This window comes from Staphylococcus casei (assembly GCF_030294405.1).
GTDB lineage: Bacteria > Bacillota > Bacilli > Staphylococcales > Staphylococcaceae > Staphylococcus > Staphylococcus succinus.
Map to the genome: position 1 here is coordinate 1,364,711 of NZ_CP125718.1, position 17,422 is coordinate 1,382,132.

Here is a 17,422-nt window from a genome sequence, read left to right on the forward strand (position 1 = left end):
TGAGCAACTTTCACTCTATACTATAAAGAGGAATGGCAAACTAAGTAGCCACTTTTATGATATAACTTAAAGTATAAGCGTCGTAAGTTTGCAATTATAGAACAAAAACGTTATCATATCAAAGAATGTCATACATATACGGGCTAGAATTATGAAAGTGGGAAGGATAATACATGGATAAACAAGAACGTTATAATAGACGTAAAAATATAAGAAACTTTTCTATTATCGCACATATAGACCATGGTAAATCTACTTTAGCTGATAGAATCTTAGAAAATACGAAATCAGTTGAATCAAGAGATATGCAAGCACAATTACTAGATTCCATGGATTTAGAAAGAGAACGCGGTATTACAATCAAATTAAATGCTGTACGATTAAAGTATGAAGCTAAGGATGGCGAAACATATACATTCCATCTTATTGATACACCAGGGCATGTAGATTTCACTTATGAGGTATCAAGATCATTAGCAGCTTGTGAAGGCGCAATATTGGTAGTTGATTCTGCACAGGGGATTGAAGCACAAACTTTAGCGAATGTGTATTTAGCATTGGATAATGACTTAGAATTATTACCTGTTGTTAATAAAATTGACCTACCTGCTGCTGAACCAGAACGTGTTAAACAAGAATTAGAAGATGTTATTGGTATAGATCAAGATGATGTGGTTCTTGCAAGTGCAAAATCTAATATTGGTATTGAAGATATATTAGAAAAAATAGTTGAAGTTATACCACCACCAGAGGGCGATCCTGAAGCGCCATTGAAGGCTTTGATTTTTGATTCTGAATACGATCCTTATCGAGGTGTAGTATCAGGTATTAGAGTCATGGAAGGTGTAGTTAAAGCCGGTGACCGTATTAAGATGATGGCGACGGGTAAAGAATTCGAAGTAACTGAAGTGGGTATTAATACGCCCAAACAATTGCCGGTAGAGGAACTAACTGTCGGTGATGTAGGTTATATTATAGCTAGTATTAAGAACGTAGATGATTCTCGTGTCGGTGATACGATTACACATGCAGAACGACCAGCTGAACAAGCGTTACAAGGATATAAAAAAATGAATCCTATGGTCTTCTGTGGTTTATTCCCAATAGATAATAAAGATTATAACGACTTACGTGACGCATTAGAAAAATTACAACTCAATGATGCTTCACTTGAATTTGAACCAGAATCATCTCAAGCGTTAGGGTTTGGATATCGCACAGGATTTTTAGGTATGCTTCACATGGAAATAATTCAAGAGCGTATTGAGCGTGAATTTGGTATTGAACTTATTGCAACAGCACCATCTGTTATTTACCAATGTATTATGAAAAATGGAGAAGAAGTCTCAGTTGATAATCCAGCAAATATGCCTGAAAGAGATAAAATTGAAACGATTTATGAACCTTTTGTTAGGGCTACGATGATGGTTCCTAATGATTATGTAGGCGCAGTAATGGAATTATGCCAGCGCAAACGTGGTCAATTTGTAAATATGGAATATATGGATGATATCCGAGTGAATATCATTTATGAGATACCGTTGTCAGAAGTAGTATTTGATTTCTTTGATCAACTTAAATCTAATACTAAAGGATATGCTTCATTTGATTATGAATTTATTGATAATAAAGAAAGCGATCTTGTCAAAATGGACATTTTATTAAACGGTGAAAAAGTAGATGCATTAAGCTTTATTGTACATAAAGAATTTGCTTATGATCGTGGTAAAGTGTTGGTTGATAAATTGAAAAAACTTATTCCGAGACAACAGTTTGAAGTGCCAGTTCAAGCAGCTGTTGGACAAAAAATTGTTGCGCGTACAAACATCAAGTCAATGGGTAAAAATGTATTGTCGAAATGTTATGGTGGAGATATTAGCCGTAAGAGAAAATTATTAGAAAAACAAAAAGCTGGTAAAGCTAAAATGAAAGCAGTAGGTAATGTTGAAATTCCTCAAGATGCGTTTTTAGCTGTGCTTAAGATGGACGAAGATTAATATAAATTAAACATTGGGGCCTTAAATCCATTCGATTTATGCCCCAGTTTTTTGTTGAATAGACTTATCTTCAAAAAATGAAAGAAGGTGAACGCAATATGGAAGTGAAAAGCGCTTATATCCATATTCCTTTTTGCGTGAGAATTTGTACTTATTGTGATTTTAATAAGTATTTTATACAAAATCAGCCGGTAGATCAGTATTTAGATTGCTTGATAGAAGAAATGGAACAAAGTGATGTTAGACAATTAGAAACTGTATTTGTTGGCGGCGGCACACCAACGGCACTTAATTATGATCAACTTAAAAAGTTACTCGTAGCTATTACGCGTATTTTTAAAATCAAAGGTGAGTTTAGTTTCGAAGCTAACCCAGATGAATTAACGATAGAAAAAGTTCAATTACTTAAAGATTTTGGTGTGAATCGATTGTCTATGGGAGTTCAAACATTTAATCCAGAATTGTTAGAAATTCTGGGAAGAACACATAAAACAGAAGATATTTACCAATCGGTAGCCAACGCACGTCAAGTTGGCATACCTTCCATTAGTTTAGATTTGATGTATCATTTACCACATCAAACCATTGAAGATTTTAAAGATAGCTTAGAAAAGGCATTGGCTCTTGATATTGATCACATTTCTAGCTATGGATTGATATTAGAACCTAAGACAAAATTTTATAATATGTACCGTAAAGGCCAATTGAAAGTCCCTAATGAAGATGTTGGCGAAGAAATGTATGAATACCTATTAGAAAGAATGGAACAATCTGATATGCACCAGTACGAAATTTCTAATTTTGGAAAAGATGGGCATGAGTCAGAACATAATAAAGTGTATTGGAAAAACGAAGGGTATTATGGTTTTGGTGCAGGTGCAAGTGGTTATGTTAATGGTGAACGTTATAATAATGTTAATCCAGTAAACCATTATATTAAAAAAATCCAAAATAAGGAGCGACCAATTTTAGATTCGACGTTTCCAACCCTATCAGAACAAATGGAAGAAGAAATGTTTTTAGGACTGAGAATGAATCAGGGAGTTAATAAATCTAGGTTCCAGCAAAAATTCAATACAAGCATAGATGATATATTTGGTACAGTTATCAATGATTTGATAGAACGCGAACTTATTATTGAACAAGAAGGATACATCTCGATGACGGAACGCGGAAAAGTGATAGGAAACGTTGTATTCGAGTCGTTTTTATTAAATGTTTAAAATTTTAAAAAAAACGATGCTTTAACATTGACTTACTTTGACCAATTTGATAAATTATAATTAGCACTTGAAACAAAAGAGTGCTAATGAGGTGAAAGCATGATTAGTGATAGACAATTGAGCATTCTTAATGCAATTGTTGAAGATTATGTTGATTTAGGTCAGCCAATTGGTTCTAAGACTTTGATTGAACGACACAAATTGAATGTTAGTCCTGCTACTATTAGAAATGAGATGAAACATCTCGAAGATTTAGAGTTGATAGAGAAGACACATACTTCGTCAGGACGTTCACCATCAGAGTTAGGTATTAGATATTATGTGAATCAATTATTGCAACAAACATCTCATCAACAACAAACTAAAATACAACGTTTAAGAGATTTGCTAGTCGAGAATCATTATGATATTTCTACTACATTGAGTGTATTTGCTAATGAACTTTCGGTTGCATCTCAATATACAACGTTGGTAATGCGTCCAAATCATAAAATAGATATAATTAACAACATTCATTTGATTCGAGCAAATGCCCACTTAGTGATTATGGTGGTTGTATTCACTTCTGGTCATGTTGAACATTTACATTTAGCTACGCAAGTTCCGTTATCTAATGATAAACTCACAAAGATATCGAATTTTGTTACTACTAAATATAATAAATGGAATAATCAACAATTTGAAAGTGAATTAAATACGTTTGTGAAATCAGAACTTGAAAAGCAATTTATCAAAGAGATGTTACACACAATTGAAATCCACTTTGATAATCAAAGTAATGGCATTTTTATGGGTGGAAAGGTTAAACTAATTGATGCATTAAATGAATCAAATGTTTCCTCTATTCAACCTATATTGCAATATATAGAATCAAATAAAATCACCCAGTTACTTGATGATATGTCTCATTCGACGATTAACGTCAAAATAGGGCATGAAATTGAATCGAGTTTGAGTGATATTTCTATCATCACAAGTGAATATCACATTGATGATAGGCTTAAAGGTCAAATTGCGGTTATTGGACCTACGGCAATGAATTATCAGAACGTAATACGATTACTAAATACGATTTGGTAATTAAGAATTGTATTGGAGGGCAGACAATGACAGAAAAAAATGAATCAGTATTTGATCAAGCTGCAGAAAATGAAGAAGTTAAAGATCAATCTCAGACATCTGAAAATGAAACAGTTGAAAATGCTGACGACACTAATGATGACAAAGTAAAAGATAATCTGCAGGAGGACAATACAGAAGAGAAAGAATCAGATGTAGATCCTAAAGATGAAGAAATTCAACAATTGAAAAAAGATGTTCAAGAAAAAGAAGAAAAATACTTAAGATTATACGCAGAATTCGAAAATTATAAACGTAGAATCCAAAAAGAAAATCAAACGATGAAAGAATATAAAGCTCAAGATGTGTTGAACGATATTTTACCAACTATCGATAACATTGAGCGTGCGTTACAAATCGATGGCGAAGATGAACAATTCAAATCACTGAAAAAAGGTGTTGAAATGGTTCATGAAAGCTTAATTAACGCTTTAAAAAATAACGGTTTAGAAAAAATTGAAACTGAAGGTCAACAATTTGATCCGAATGTTCACCAAGCTGTTGTTCAAGATGATAATCCAGATTTTGAATCAGGAGAAATCACTCAAGAATTGCAACGTGGTTATAAATTAAAAGATAGAGTATTAAGACCTTCAATGGTTAAAGTAAATCAATAATCTTTAATATTGATGAAAATACCAATAATTTTAAACAAACATACAGGAGGAAATTAATTATGAGTAAAGTAATAGGTATTGACTTAGGTACAACAAATTCATGTGTAGCAATTTTAGAAGGCGATGAGCCAAAAGTAATCCAAAATCCAGAAGGTGCTAGAACTACACCATCTGTAGTAGCATTTAAAAATGGTGAAACTCAAGTAGGTGAAGTTGCTAAACGTCAAGCAATCACAAACCCTAACACAATTCAATCAATCAAACGTCATATGGGTACACAATACAAAGTTGACGTTGAAGGTAAATCATATACACCACAAGAAATTTCAGCAATGGTTTTACAAAACCTTAAGAGTACAGCTGAAGACTATCTAGGTGAAAAAGTAGAAAAAGCAGTAATTACTGTTCCTGCATACTTTAATGATAGTGAACGTCAAGCTACTAAAGATGCTGGTAGAATTGCTGGCTTAGAAGTAGAACGTATTATCAATGAACCAACAGCAGCTGCTTTAGCATATGGTTTAGATAAAACTGAAACTGACCAAAAAGTATTAGTATTCGACTTAGGTGGCGGTACATTCGACGTTTCTATTTTAGAATTAGGCGACGGTGTATTTGAAGTACTTTCAACTGCTGGAGATAATAAACTTGGTGGCGATGACTTTGACCAAGTAATTATTGACTATTTAGTATCTGAATTTAAAAAAGAAAACGGCGTAGATTTAGCACAAGATAAAATGGCATTACAACGTCTAAAAGACGCAGCTGAAAAAGCTAAAAAAGATTTATCTGGTGTATCTCAAACACAAATTTCATTACCATTCATTTCAGCAGGAGAAAATGGTCCATTACATTTAGAAATTAACTTAACACGTTCTAAATTTGAAGAGTTAGCTGACTCATTAATTAGAAGAACTATGGAACCTACTCGTCAAGCAATGAAAGATGCTGGTTTATCAAGTTCTGATATTGATGAAGTAATCTTAGTTGGTGGTTCTACTAGAATTCCAGCTGTTCAAGAAGCAGTTAAAAAAGAAGTGAATAAAGAACCTCATAAAGGTGTGAATCCAGACGAAGTAGTAGCTATGGGTGCATCAATTCAAGGTGGCGTAATCACTGGTGATGTTAAAGACGTAGTATTATTAGACGTAACACCATTATCATTAGGTATTGAAATTATGGGTGGACGTATGAATACACTTATCGAAAGAAATACGACTATTCCAACTTCTAAATCACAAGTATACTCAACAGCAGCAGATAACCAACCAGCAGTTGATATCCATGTATTACAAGGTGAACGTCCAATGGCATCTGACAATAAAACACTTGGAAGATTCCAATTAACAGACATTCCACCAGCTCCACGTGGTGTGCCACAAATCGAAGTAACATTTGATATTGATAAAAATGGTATCGTAAACGTTACAGCGAAAGACTTAGGTACAAATAAAGAACAAAATATCACAATTCAATCAAGTTCTTCACTATCAGATGATGAAATCGATCGTATGGTTAAAGACGCTGAAGAAAACGCTGAAGCTGACAAACAACGCCGTGAAGAAAGTGACTTAAGAAACGAAGCTGATAGCTTAGTATTCCAAGTTGAAAAAACAATTACTGACTTAGGCGAAAACATCAGTGAAGAAGATAAAAAAGATGCTGAAGATAAAAAAGATGCATTAAAATCAGCACTTGAAGGCGAAGATATTGAAGATATCAAAGCTAAAAAAGAAGAATTAGAAAAAGTTGTTCAAGACTTATCAACAAAAGTTTACGAGCAAGCTGCGCAAGCTCAACAACAAGCTCAAGGTGAAGAAGGAAACGAAGCACAAGATAGCAATGTTGAAGATGCAGATTTCAAAGAAGTGAAAGATGACGACAGCAAAGATAATCAAAAATAAGTTGAGTCATAGACTAATTAATTGTTAATGATAGAAAAATATGACACAATTGCTTAGCCAAATTAAGTCAAAGTCAATTGAACATTGGCTTTGACTTTTTCTTTTTTTATCAGTGATTTAACAAAACAGTAAAAGGAGAGATAACAGTGGCCAAAAGAGATTATTATGAAATCTTAGGTGTTAGTAAAGATGCTTCTAAAGATGAAATTAAAAAGGCTTACCGTAAATTATCAAAACAATATCATCCAGATATTAATAAAGAAGAAGGTGCCGACGAGAAATTCAAAGAAATCTCAGAAGCATATGAAAATTTAAGCGACGATAACAAGCGTGCAAATTATGACCAATTTGGACATAACGGCCCACAAGGTGGTTTTGGAGGCCAAGGCTTTGGCGGTCAAGATTTCAGTGGCTTTGGAGGCGGCGGTTTCGAGGATATATTTAGTTCGTTCTTTGGAGGCGGACGTCAACGTGATCCAAATGCGCCTAGAAAAGGTGACGACTTACAATATACGATGACAGTAACATTTGATGAAGCTGTTTTTGGTAGCGAAAAAGAAATTTCAATTCGTAAAGATGTGTCTTGTCATACTTGTCATGGTGAAGGTGCTAAACCGGGTACTAAGAAAAAAACGTGTGAATATTGTAGTGGTGCAGGCCATGTTTCAGTAGAGCAAAACACAATACTTGGTAGAGTTAGAACTGAAAAAGTTTGCCCAGTATGTAGTGGTTCAGGTCAAGAATTTGAAGAACCATGTCCAACATGTAAAGGTAAAGGTACTGAAAATAAAAGTGTCAAAATTAGTGTTACAATTCCAGAAGGTGTAGATAATGAACAGCAAATCCGTTTAGCAGGTGAAGGCGCTCCCGGTGAAAACGGCGGTCCGCAAGGTGATTTATATGTTGTGTTCAGAGTTAAACCTTCAGAAACATTTGAAAGAGATGGAGACGATATCTATCACTCACTTAATATTAGTATTGCACAAGCATCATTAGGTGATGAGGTTAAAGTACCAACACTTAAAGGTAGTGTTATGTTGACAATTCCATCAGGTACTCAAACTGGAAAACAATTCCGTCTTAAAGAAAAAGGTATCAAGAATGTTCATGGTTATGGCTACGGCGATTTATTTATTAATATAAATGTTGTAACTCCGACTAAGATGAATGATCGACAAAAAGAATTATTAAGAGAGTTCTCAGAGATTGATGGGGAAGAAATTACAGAACAACCTACTAATTTTAGAGATAAAGCTAAAAGATTCTTTAAAGGAGACTAGTATATGAACTGGACCGAAGTATCAATAACTGCTAATCATGAGGTATCACCAATTATTTCTAATATATTAGAAGATTCTGGGTCGAATGGTGTAGTTATAGAAGATTCTAGTGATTTAAACCATGATTTTGAAGATAAATTTGGTGAAATATATGAGCTCAGTGAAACTGACTACCCTGAACAAGGGGTAAGGTTGAAGGCATATTTCAATGAAATGAAGTATACAACGCAATTTAAAGATGACTTATACAGTCGAATTTCTGCCATTGAGTCATTAGATCACAGCCTGTTTAAATTTGACGAACAAACAATTCGCGAAACGGATTGGGAAAATGAATGGAAAAACTACTTTCATCCTTTCCGTGCGTCAAAATTATTTACCATCGTTCCAAGTTGGGAAACATATCAACGTGAAGATGATAGTGAATTGTGTATTGAATTAGATCCTGGAATGGCATTTGGTACAGGTGATCATCCAACAACGAGTATGTGCTTAAAAGCGATTGAGACGTATGTAAAACCTAGTGATTCGGTTATTGATGTTGGTACAGGTTCAGGTATCTTAAGTATAGCTTCTTATTTACTTGGTGTTGAACGTATTAAGGCATTAGATGTAGATGAAATGGCAGTCAAAGTTGCTAAAGAAAATTTTGCTAAGAATCATTGTGAAAAAGCGATTGAAGCTGTGCCGGGAAACTTGCTTAAAGGCGAAACAGAAAAATTCGATATTGTTATTGCGAATATTTTAGCTCATATCATTGATGAAATGATTGAAGATGCTTATAATACATTAAATCAAGGTGGTTATTTTATAACGTCTGGTATTATTGAAGAAAAACATGAAGCTATATTGGACCATATGAAGCGTAGCGGTTTTAAAATTATTTCGATAAGTCACGATAACAGTTGGGTTTCTATCGTTGGCCAGAAAGTGAGCGAATAATTATGCAAAGATACTTTATTGACCAAAACGCTGATGTACATCAGCGTTTTTTTATTACAGACAAAGGTGATATCCACCATATAACTCATGTCATGAGACATCAAATAGATAATGAAATTATACTCACATTTGCTAATCAATCTGTTTACAAATGCAAGATTACCAATATAAACGTAGATAGCATTGAAGTGGCGTTAGTTGAACATCTCAACATAGATACAGAATTACCACAAAGTATTACTATATGTAGTGGCTTAATTAAAGCTGATAAATATGAATGGATGCTACAAAAAGCGACAGAACTAGGAGCGAGTGAATTCATCGCTGTCGGCATGGAACGTTCGGTAGTGAAGTTAAATAACGACAAAGTTGCCAAAAAATTAGAGCGTTGGCAAAAAATTATTAAAGAAGCTGCTGAACAAAGTTATAGGTTAACTATCCCTAACATAACCTATCAACCTAGTTTAAAAATAATGTATAATCATATTGAAACATATGATTATGTCCTTATTGCTTATGAAGATGCAGCGAAAAATGGAGAAATTAGTAATTTTAAAGCACTTGTTCAAAAATTTAAACCTGGCGCTCGTATATTAGTTATTTTTGGTCCAGAAGGTGGACTTTCTGAAGAAGAAGTAAGCTTGTTTAACGAAGCAGGTTCTCAAATTGGGCTTGGTCCTAGAATTTTAAGGGCTGAGACAGCACCATTATATGTCCTTAGCGCTATAAGTTTTCAAAAAGAATTGTTGGGGTAATTTGTAATATAGGTATTGCTATTTTAACTAAAAATGTTAAATAATTACATGAAAAAGTGTGATTTTTCGCGTTAGTGTATGATATTACAAATACAAGCGCGTACACAGTTTGGATTTAAATTTAAAAAAATAAATTTACTAATTGACCACATTAATCAGATATATTATACTAAATTATACATGGTTCATTACCATGTAATGATACTAAAGTTTCGTTGATATTTGGAGGGAGGGAAATACACATGTCTAAAACAGTAGTCAAAAATAACGAATCACTTGAAGATGCGTTACGTCGTTTCAAACGTACAGTTTCTAAAAGCGGTACAATTCAAGAAGTACGTAAACGTGAATTTTACGAAAAACCTAGCGTTAAACGTAAAAAGAAATCTGAAGCTGCGCGTAAACGTAAATTCAAATAATTAATTGTTTCGTTGACTCCCTCAACACCAACATTAATTATAAATCATAATAGCCTTCGTTGTTTAACAACGAAGGCTATTATTTTTTATTTAGATTTTTTGAAATAGTCCTTGATAACGAAGCGAATTTAAGCGGAGTTAAAAATATAAAATGAATAATTGTCTTAAAATTTTATTTGTAAATTGTAGGAAATCTAACAATTAGCAAGGATAGCTTATTAAAATTTGAACCCAATGTATGGACCATCTATCAAATAAAGATTCTATTCTATAATTACTATATTACTTCAAAGTTAATCTATTTATAATTTAATGGTATTTTATAATGCAAACGCTATAAACACACATTGATTTCATGTATAATTAAATCGAGAGCGAGGTGATAGAGTGATTTCTTCGAGTAGTATACATAATATCTTTTCGTCCAACTTTATTGAAAATAATAGCTGGATAGATAACGCAGCAAGCCTAATTGTCAATCCGTTTAGCGCTTTAATTTTAACTTGTATTATTTTTATGGGTTTTCTATATCAATTATATTCAAATAAAATCAATATTGTGGGAATTATTGCTACATTAGCCTTATTAATTTTCTTCTTGGGCTTTTTTGTAAAAGGAGATGTTAATTTTTATTCGGTAGTTTTATTTGGAGTTGGTGTCATATTTATAATAATTGAACTTTTTGTCGTAGGTGCAATTATTGGTATTATAGGTATGGGCCTTATCGTTTTCAGTATTATTACATTAGGTGACAATTTAGTTTTTATGATTGCCAATGTTGTCGTAGCATTAATATTATCAATCATAGAATGGGTGGTACTTGTGAGAATATTTAAGCGAAATATTCCATTTTTAGATAAAGTTGTTTTAAAAGATTCTACAAATGCAGAGGCAGGCTACACTTCACATGAAGATCGCTCTCATTTAGTTGGGCAAACTGCTACAACGTCTACAGATTTAAGACCAGCAGGAATCATTACATACAATGATGAACGTATTGACGCAGTTTCTGATGGGTCATTTATTTTACGGAATAAAGAAGTGACTATATTAGAAGTTGAAGGTACTAGAGTTGTTGTAAGAGAAAATGAATCATAAAGGAGAGAAAGTATGATCGGATTAATTATTATTGTCGTTATAGTAGTAATAGCACTTTTATTACTATTTTCATTTGTTCCAGTGGGCTTATGGATTTCAGCAATTGCTGCTGGAGTAAAAGTAGGTATTGGAACATTGGTTGGTATGAGACTGCGTAGAGTTTCTCCACGTAGAGTAATCTCACCATTAATCAAAGCACACAAAGCTGGTTTGAATTTAACTACAAACCAATTAGAGTCACATTACTTAGCTGGGGGTAACGTTGATCGAGTTGTTGATGCGAACATCGCAGCACAAAGAGCAGATATCAATTTACCGTTTGAACGTGGCGCAGCTATTGATTTAGCTGGTCGTGATGTATTAGAAGCTGTGCAGATGTCAGTTAATCCAAAAGTTATAGAAACACCATTTATTGCTGGTGTAGCTATGAATGGTATCGAAGTAAAAGCTAAGGCGCGTATTACTGTACGTGCTAACATCGCTCGTTTAGTCGGTGGTGCTGGTGAAGAAACAATTATTGCCCGTGTAGGTGAAGGTATTGTATCTACAATAGGTTCTAGTGAACACCATACGCAAGTATTAGAAAACCCAGATAACATTTCTAAAACTGTTTTAAGTAAAGGTCTAGATTCTGGTACCGCATTTGAAATTTTATCTATCGATATTGCTGATGTAGACATCAGTAAAAATATTGGTGCAGATTTACAAACTGAACAGGCACTTGCAGATAAAAATATCGCCCAAGCTAAAGCGGAAGAGCGTAGAGCAATGGCTGTTGCACAAGAACAAGAAATGAAAGCGAAAGTTCAAGAAATGCGTTCTAAAGTTGTTGAAGCAGAAGCAGAAGTGCCACTCGCGATGGCTGAAGCACTACGTTCAGGTAATCTTGGCGTTAAAGATTACTACAATTTAAAAAATATCGAAGCAGATACAGGTATGAGAAATTCAATTAACGAACGAACAAATCAAGAAGATGATGAATCACCGGATAAATAATTAGGGGTGATTAAATGAATATAGGTATTATTATCTTTGTAATATCTGTAATAGTAACAATTATTGGTGCTATTAATGACAAAAGCCACAAAGAAAGACAAAACCAAAAACCACCAGTAAACAAACAACCTAATAATCGTGGCGAACGACCTGAAAAACGCGGTTTTCTTGAAGAAATAGGAAAAACATTCAAAGAAATAGAAAAGCAAATGAATGAAGGACCTACAATGAAAGAAGAACGTCCAGCACAACCAACTAAACCAGCTGAGACACGTGTAGAAAAAATGGAAACGCCAGAGCCACGAACATCGCAAAGAACATCTCAAAGAACAACTAGAACAGACAACCAAACTGAAGCTGAAAAAGAGAAAATGTCGAAGCAACAACAAAATTCGGAATTGCAGAGACAACTTGAAGCTGATCTAGTAGGCAAACTACAAAATGTACGTACTGAAATAGATCGTGAAAACGAAAAAAAATTACAAAGAACTGAAAGAAAAGCGCGTGCAATTATTGCAGATAAAAATTTATCTGAAAGAACTAAACGTTATCGTTTAAAACAGTTAATGAATGCGCACGCTATACAAAGTTCAGGTACAAATGAACGTTTGAGATTTGATAAAGATGAGGTTGTGAATGGTATTATTTGGTCAGAAATATTAGATAGACCTAAAAGACTGTAATATAGGATAAGTCTTTAAAACAACACCTTACAAAGTCAGTAACTATAGACTTTGTAAGGTGTTTTTAATTTAAATATAATGTTATTTGATTACACTGAACAACATCTAAATATGAGTCGAAAAAGTAAAGCCTAATTGAATTTATATACATATATGTAAAATAGTTGTTAAATTTAATGAATATATCTCGATTTAAAAACTCTTTGAAATAATAAATAGACAATTCGTGATATAATAGGTATGTAAATACAATAGCTTTTTTCAAGTAAATACATTATCGTATTGCTAGAAAATGCTATGCTAGTGAATAATAATTTTTGTAACTTAAAATCTAATAAGATAAAATAAGATGAATCGAATATATTTGTAAAGGAGCACATATATGCCTGGTATTATTCAAATAAATGACATCAATGAAGCTCAAGCGCTCATTGGTAATAACGACGAACACCTTAAAGCAATTGAGGAAGGGTTTGATGTCATTGTACATGCTCGAGGTCAAGAAATTGCTGTAAAAGGTGAAGTAATCGAGGATGTAGAAAAAGCAGAATCAGTACTCATTAATCTTCTGAAAGTAATTCAACAAGGTGTTTCAATTTCTATAAAAGATGTTGAAGCGGCTATTAAAATGGCGAAAAATGGGACGATTCAATACTTATTAGATTTATATGATGATGAAATTACTAAAGATGCATTTGGTAAGACCATTCGCGCTAAGACAATGGGACAGCGTTTATACGTAAATGCCATGCATCACAATGATTTGGTATTTGGCGTGGGACCAGCAGGAACAGGAAAAACATTCTTAGCGGTTGTCTATGCTGCTAAACAATTACGTAAGGGAAATGTAAAGCGTATTGTGCTGACAAGACCCGCAGTAGAAGCTGGTGAGTCATTAGGTTTCTTACCTGGGGATTTAAAAGAAAAGGTAGATCCTTATTTACGTCCTTTATATGATGGTTTGAACACTGTTTTAGGTAGAGAACAAACAGCCAGATTTATAGATAGAGGCATAATCGAGATTGCACCTTTAGCTTATATGAGAGGAAGAACGTTAGATGATGCGTTTGTGATATTAGATGAAGCACAAAATACGACACACGCTCAAATGAAAATGTTTTTAACTCGACTAGGTTTTGGTTCAAAAATGGTAGTGACAGGTGACCATACGCAAATAGATTTACCTAAAGGCGTAAAAAGTGGCCTCAAGGAAGCTATAAAGAAACTTAAAGATGTTAAAGGGCTAAGTATTCATCATTTAGATCAAAGCGATGTTGTACGTCATCCATTAGTAAGTAAAATTATTGATCGTTACGAGGGAGAGGAGTAAATGTTTACTATAGATTTTAGTGATCATACAGATTTAGTAAAACAAGAATGGTTTGAACAAATAGATAACCTTCTGACATTTGCAAAAACACAGGAACATATTGATGGTGAAGCAGAACTTTCAGTTACCTTTGTGGATAAAGTAGAAATTCAGGAAATAAATAAAATGTATCGTGATAAAGATAAAGTAACGGATGTTATTTCTTTTGCTTTAGAAGAAGATGAGCCTGAAATTACTGGGCTTGACATGCCAAGAGTATTGGGCGATATTATTATTTGTACTGACGTTGCGAATGAACAAGCAGAATCTTATGGACATTCTTTTGAAAGAGAACTCGGTTTCCTTGCGCTACATGGATTCTTACATTTATTAGGCTACGATCATATGAATGAGCAAGATGAAAAAGAAATGTTTGGTCGCCAAGATCAAATTTTAAACGCATATGGATTAACGAGAGATTAGAGGACATATGAAACGATTTAATTATGCATTACAAGGTATGCATGTGCTATTAAAAAAAGACAATAAATTTTTGCTGCATTTAATAAGTGCACTCATTGTAGTCATCTGTGGCGTGTGCTTTGGTATATCGCGTGTAGATTGGCTTTTCATAATCTTAGCCATTGGTATGGTCCTTGCCTTCGAAGCGATCAATACAGCATTGGAATATGTGGTTGATTTAGTGACAGATGATTATCATATTTTGGCAAAAAATGCTAAAGATGTTGCAGCTTTTAGTGTAATGATTGCATCGGCTGTTGCATTTGCTATAGGCCTTTTAGTATTTCTGCCATATGTATTTTAAATAATAGTAATTTTTCATAAAGTTGTTTTCCAAAAGTAATAAATTATTAAATATTAACACTGAATGGGAGAGATTAACTGTGGCATATCAACCACATTATTTAACAGAAGTTAGAACTGCACAAGCTAATGCTTACGCACCTTACAGTAATTTCAAAGTGGGTGCTTATTTGCGGACGAAAGATGGAAAGGCATTTCACGGTGCCAATGTCGAAAATGCAGCATATCCAATGGCTATTTGTGCAGAAAGATCTAGTTTAGTATCTGCAATATCAGAAGGCTATAAGCCAGGTGATTTTGAGTCAATCACTGTTACTGTTGATGCGGATAAACCATCTTCACCATGTGGTGCATGTCGTCAATTTATGAAAGAGCTCTGTGATGATGACATGCCCGTATATATGACAAATCAAAATGGAGATTTAATAGAATCGACAGTGGGGGATTTATTACCACTAGGATTCTCTGGAAAGGATTTAAATTAATGACAGCACATAAATCAGGATTTATATCAATAATAGGCAGACCCAATGTTGGGAAATCTACTTTTGTGAACCGTGTAATCGGTCATAAAATAGCCATCATGTCTGATAAAGCACAAACGACAAGAAATAAAATACAGGGCGTTATGACCCAAGAAGATGCTCAAATCATATTTTTAGATACACCAGGTATTCATAAACCTAAACACAAACTTGGCGATTATATGATGAATGTTGCTAAAAATACACTATCTGAAATAGACGCCATCATGTTTATGGTCAATGTTAATGAAGATATTGGTCGTGGCGATGAATTTATCATGGATATGTTGAAATCGATTAAAACACCGGTGTTTTTAGTATTAAATAAAATTGATTTAGTTCATCCAGATGAACTTATGCCAAGAATCGAAAAATATAAAAAGTATATGGACTTCACAGAAATAGTGCCAATTTCTGCACTTGAAGGTTTAAACGTAGATCACTTTATTGGTGTATTAAAATCATATTTACCTGAAGGACCTAAGTATTACCCTGACGATCAAATTTCAGATCATCCTGAGCAGTTTGTCGTTGGGGAACTCATCCGAGAAAAAATCTTACACTTAACAAGTGAAGAAATTCCTCATGCTATCGGCGTCAATGTGGATCGTATGATTAAAGAAGATGAAGATAGAGTGAGAATTGAAGCTACGATTTATGTAGAAAGAGATTCTCAAAAAGGTATCGTAATTGGTAAAGGCGGTAAAAAACTTAAAGAAGTCGGTAAACGCGCTAGACAGGATATTGAGAGATTATTAGGGTCTAAGGTTTACTTAGAGCTATGGGTGAAAGTACAAAAAGATTGGCGTAATAAGGTAAATTTCATTCGTCAAATGGGTTATTTAGAAGATCAAGACTAATTCGAGAGTCGGTGAGCTAACGTGTTAATCAAACAAAAAGGTATTATTATAAAAACGGTTGATTATGGCGAATCCGATAAAATTGTTACGATTCTAAATGAATTTGGTGCAAAAGTTCCATTAATGGTCCGAAGAGCTAAAAAAAGCAAGAGTGGCTTACAAGCTAATACACAATTATTTGTGTATGGCTTGTTTATTTATTCTAAGTGGAAAGGGATGGGGACATTGAGTTCTGTTGATGTAATAGAACAAAACTATCATCTCCGCCTAGATATATATGAAAGCAGCTTCGCTAGTTTATGCACAGAAGTAATAGATCGATCTATTGAACATGAGGAAGTATCGCAATATAGTTATGATTTATTGCATTTCATTTTAGAAAAAATTAAAGAGGGCGTGTCTGCCCAACTTATGTCAGTGCTCGCCTTATTAAAATGTATGACAAAATTTGGATTTAACGCTATTTTTGATAAATGTATTGTGACAGGTAATACAAATCAATCTGATTTAATTGGTTATAGCTTTAAGTTTGATGGTGCCATATCTGAAAGTGCAAGGTATGAAGATCCTCACGCCCTTATTTTATCGAATAAAACCCTGTATCTTCTAGATATATTGCAAAAATTACCAATTCATCAAATGAGTGCGCTACGTATTCATGATCATATCATTGATGAGATGTCTGAATTAATGATTATGTTATACAGTGAATATGCTGGAATGTATTTTAAAAGTCAGAAGTTAATCAACCAGCTACATAGATTAGATCATCTTTCTTGAGTGAGTGTTTAATGATTTGAAATATGAATAGCGTAATGAAATATAATGTTTTGTTCAAAAATAAAAGTGCAGTCCGTATAAAACGGGCTGC

General features: G+C 33.7%; 18 protein-coding genes. All 18 read left to right on the plus strand.

The window, feature by feature from the left end; all coding sequences use genetic code 11:
• The first annotated feature begins 173 nt into the window (after positions 1–173).
• The 18 genes from lepA (at position 174) to recO (ending at position 17,331) form a co-directional block, all read left to right on the plus strand.
• Positions 174–1,997 (plus strand): translation elongation factor 4, encoded by a 1,824-nt coding sequence (lepA, locus tag QMO72_RS06645; protein WP_069823925.1) that lies wholly within the window; start codon positions 174–176, stop codon positions 1,995–1,997.
• Positions 1,998–2,095: 98 nt separating this feature from the next.
• Positions 2,096–3,220, plus strand: coding sequence for a radical SAM family heme chaperone HemW (hemW, locus tag QMO72_RS06650; protein WP_069823926.1), 1,125 nt, complete (start codon positions 2,096–2,098; stop codon positions 3,218–3,220).
• A gap of 99 nt (positions 3,221–3,319) precedes the next feature.
• Entirely contained in the window at positions 3,320–4,300 is a 981-nt protein-coding gene (hrcA, locus tag QMO72_RS06655) for a heat-inducible transcriptional repressor HrcA (protein ID WP_103267857.1), read from the plus strand.
• Between the two features lie 26 nt (positions 4,301–4,326).
• Positions 4,327–4,956, plus strand: a complete 630-nt coding sequence (gene grpE, locus QMO72_RS06660) for a nucleotide exchange factor GrpE (RefSeq protein WP_103267856.1) — start codon at positions 4,327–4,329, stop codon at positions 4,954–4,956.
• A 59-nt stretch (positions 4,957–5,015) separates the two neighbouring features.
• Positions 5,016–6,860 carry a molecular chaperone DnaK gene (gene dnaK / locus QMO72_RS06665; protein ID WP_069823929.1) on the plus strand — a complete coding sequence of 615 codons (1,845 nt, stop codon included), beginning with the start codon at positions 5,016–5,018 and terminating at the stop codon, positions 6,858–6,860.
• Between the two features lie 146 nt (positions 6,861–7,006).
• Positions 7,007–8,140 (plus strand): molecular chaperone DnaJ, encoded by a 1,134-nt coding sequence (gene dnaJ / locus QMO72_RS06670; RefSeq protein ID WP_069823930.1) that lies wholly within the window; start codon positions 7,007–7,009, stop codon positions 8,138–8,140.
• 3 nt (positions 8,141–8,143) lie between these two features.
• Positions 8,144–9,082, plus strand: a complete 939-nt coding sequence (gene prmA / locus QMO72_RS06675; RefSeq protein ID WP_069823931.1) for a 50S ribosomal protein L11 methyltransferase — start codon at positions 8,144–8,146, stop codon at positions 9,080–9,082.
• Positions 9,083–9,084: 2 nt separating this feature from the next.
• The gene (locus QMO72_RS06680) at positions 9,085–9,837 is read left to right on the plus strand and encodes a 16S rRNA (uracil(1498)-N(3))-methyltransferase (protein ID WP_103267855.1); all 753 of its coding nucleotides are present in this window, start codon (positions 9,085–9,087) and stop codon (positions 9,835–9,837) included.
• Between the two features lie 242 nt (positions 9,838–10,079).
• Positions 10,080–10,256 (plus strand): 30S ribosomal protein S21, encoded by a 177-nt coding sequence (rpsU, locus tag QMO72_RS06685; protein ID WP_046836574.1) that lies wholly within the window; start codon positions 10,080–10,082, stop codon positions 10,254–10,256.
• Positions 10,257–10,643: 387 nt separating this feature from the next.
• Positions 10,644–11,354: an NfeD family protein gene (locus QMO72_RS06690; RefSeq protein WP_103267330.1), complete on the plus strand. Its 711-nt coding sequence runs from the start codon at positions 10,644–10,646 to the stop codon at positions 11,352–11,354.
• Positions 11,355–11,366: 12 nt separating this feature from the next.
• A complete protein-coding gene (gene floA / locus QMO72_RS06695; RefSeq protein WP_069823934.1) occupies positions 11,367–12,350 on the plus strand; it encodes a flotillin-like protein FloA in 984 nt (327 codons plus the stop codon).
• A 14-nt stretch (positions 12,351–12,364) separates the two neighbouring features.
• On the plus strand, positions 12,365–13,033 hold the full coding sequence (locus QMO72_RS06700; RefSeq protein ID WP_069823935.1) for a hypothetical protein: 669 nt from the start codon (positions 12,365–12,367) through the stop codon (positions 13,031–13,033).
• Between the two features lie 382 nt (positions 13,034–13,415).
• The gene (locus QMO72_RS06705) at positions 13,416–14,363 is read left to right on the plus strand and encodes a PhoH family protein (RefSeq protein WP_046836570.1); all 948 of its coding nucleotides are present in this window, start codon (positions 13,416–13,418) and stop codon (positions 14,361–14,363) included.
• Positions 14,364–14,825 carry an rRNA maturation RNase YbeY gene (gene ybeY, locus QMO72_RS06710; protein WP_103267969.1) on the plus strand — a complete coding sequence of 154 codons (462 nt, stop codon included), beginning with the start codon at positions 14,364–14,366 and terminating at the stop codon, positions 14,823–14,825. It abuts the gene before it with no gap.
• 7 nt (positions 14,826–14,832) lie between these two features.
• Entirely contained in the window at positions 14,833–15,168 is a 336-nt protein-coding gene (locus tag QMO72_RS06715; protein ID WP_103267968.1) for a diacylglycerol kinase family protein, read from the plus strand.
• A 22-nt stretch (positions 15,169–15,190) separates the two neighbouring features.
• Complete coding sequence (cdd, locus tag QMO72_RS06720) at positions 15,191–15,652, plus strand: cytidine deaminase (RefSeq protein ID WP_411848594.1); 462 nt, start codon at positions 15,191–15,193, stop codon at positions 15,650–15,652.
• Entirely contained in the window at positions 15,652–16,551 is a 900-nt protein-coding gene (gene era / locus QMO72_RS06725; RefSeq protein WP_069823939.1) for a GTPase Era, read from the plus strand. The genes cdd and era overlap by 1 nt, the downstream gene beginning before the upstream one ends.
• 21 nt (positions 16,552–16,572) lie before the next feature.
• Entirely contained in the window at positions 16,573–17,331 is a 759-nt protein-coding gene (gene recO / locus QMO72_RS06730; RefSeq protein ID WP_103267966.1) for a DNA repair protein RecO, read from the plus strand.
• The last annotated feature ends 91 nt before the right edge of the window (positions 17,332–17,422 follow it).

Excerpts from the sequence above, each read along its gene's own strand:
- lepA (WP_069823925.1), top strand. The coding sequence starts at position 174 with ATGGATAAACAAGAACGTTATAATAGACGTAAAAATATAAGAAACTTT.
- hemW (WP_069823926.1), top strand. The coding sequence starts at position 2,096 with ATGGAAGTGAAAAGCGCTTATATCCATATTCCTTTTTGCGTGAGAATT.
- hrcA (WP_103267857.1), top strand. The coding sequence starts at position 3,320 with ATGATTAGTGATAGACAATTGAGCATTCTTAATGCAATTGTTGAAGAT.
- grpE (WP_103267856.1), top strand. The coding sequence starts at position 4,327 with ATGACAGAAAAAAATGAATCAGTATTTGATCAAGCTGCAGAAAATGAA.
- dnaK (WP_069823929.1), top strand. The coding sequence starts at position 5,016 with ATGAGTAAAGTAATAGGTATTGACTTAGGTACAACAAATTCATGTGTA.
- prmA (WP_069823931.1), top strand. The coding sequence starts at position 8,144 with ATGAACTGGACCGAAGTATCAATAACTGCTAATCATGAGGTATCACCA.
- QMO72_RS06680 (WP_103267855.1), top strand. The coding sequence starts at position 9,085 with ATGCAAAGATACTTTATTGACCAAAACGCTGATGTACATCAGCGTTTT.
- rpsU (WP_046836574.1), top strand. The coding sequence starts at position 10,080 with ATGTCTAAAACAGTAGTCAAAAATAACGAATCACTTGAAGATGCGTTA.
- floA (WP_069823934.1), top strand. The coding sequence starts at position 11,367 with ATGATCGGATTAATTATTATTGTCGTTATAGTAGTAATAGCACTTTTA.
- QMO72_RS06700 (WP_069823935.1), top strand. The coding sequence starts at position 12,365 with ATGAATATAGGTATTATTATCTTTGTAATATCTGTAATAGTAACAATT.
- QMO72_RS06705 (WP_046836570.1), top strand. The coding sequence starts at position 13,416 with ATGCCTGGTATTATTCAAATAAATGACATCAATGAAGCTCAAGCGCTC.
- ybeY (WP_103267969.1), top strand. The coding sequence starts at position 14,364 with ATGTTTACTATAGATTTTAGTGATCATACAGATTTAGTAAAACAAGAA.
- QMO72_RS06715 (WP_103267968.1), top strand. The coding sequence starts at position 14,833 with ATGAAACGATTTAATTATGCATTACAAGGTATGCATGTGCTATTAAAA.
- era (WP_069823939.1), top strand. The coding sequence starts at position 15,652 with ATGACAGCACATAAATCAGGATTTATATCAATAATAGGCAGACCCAAT.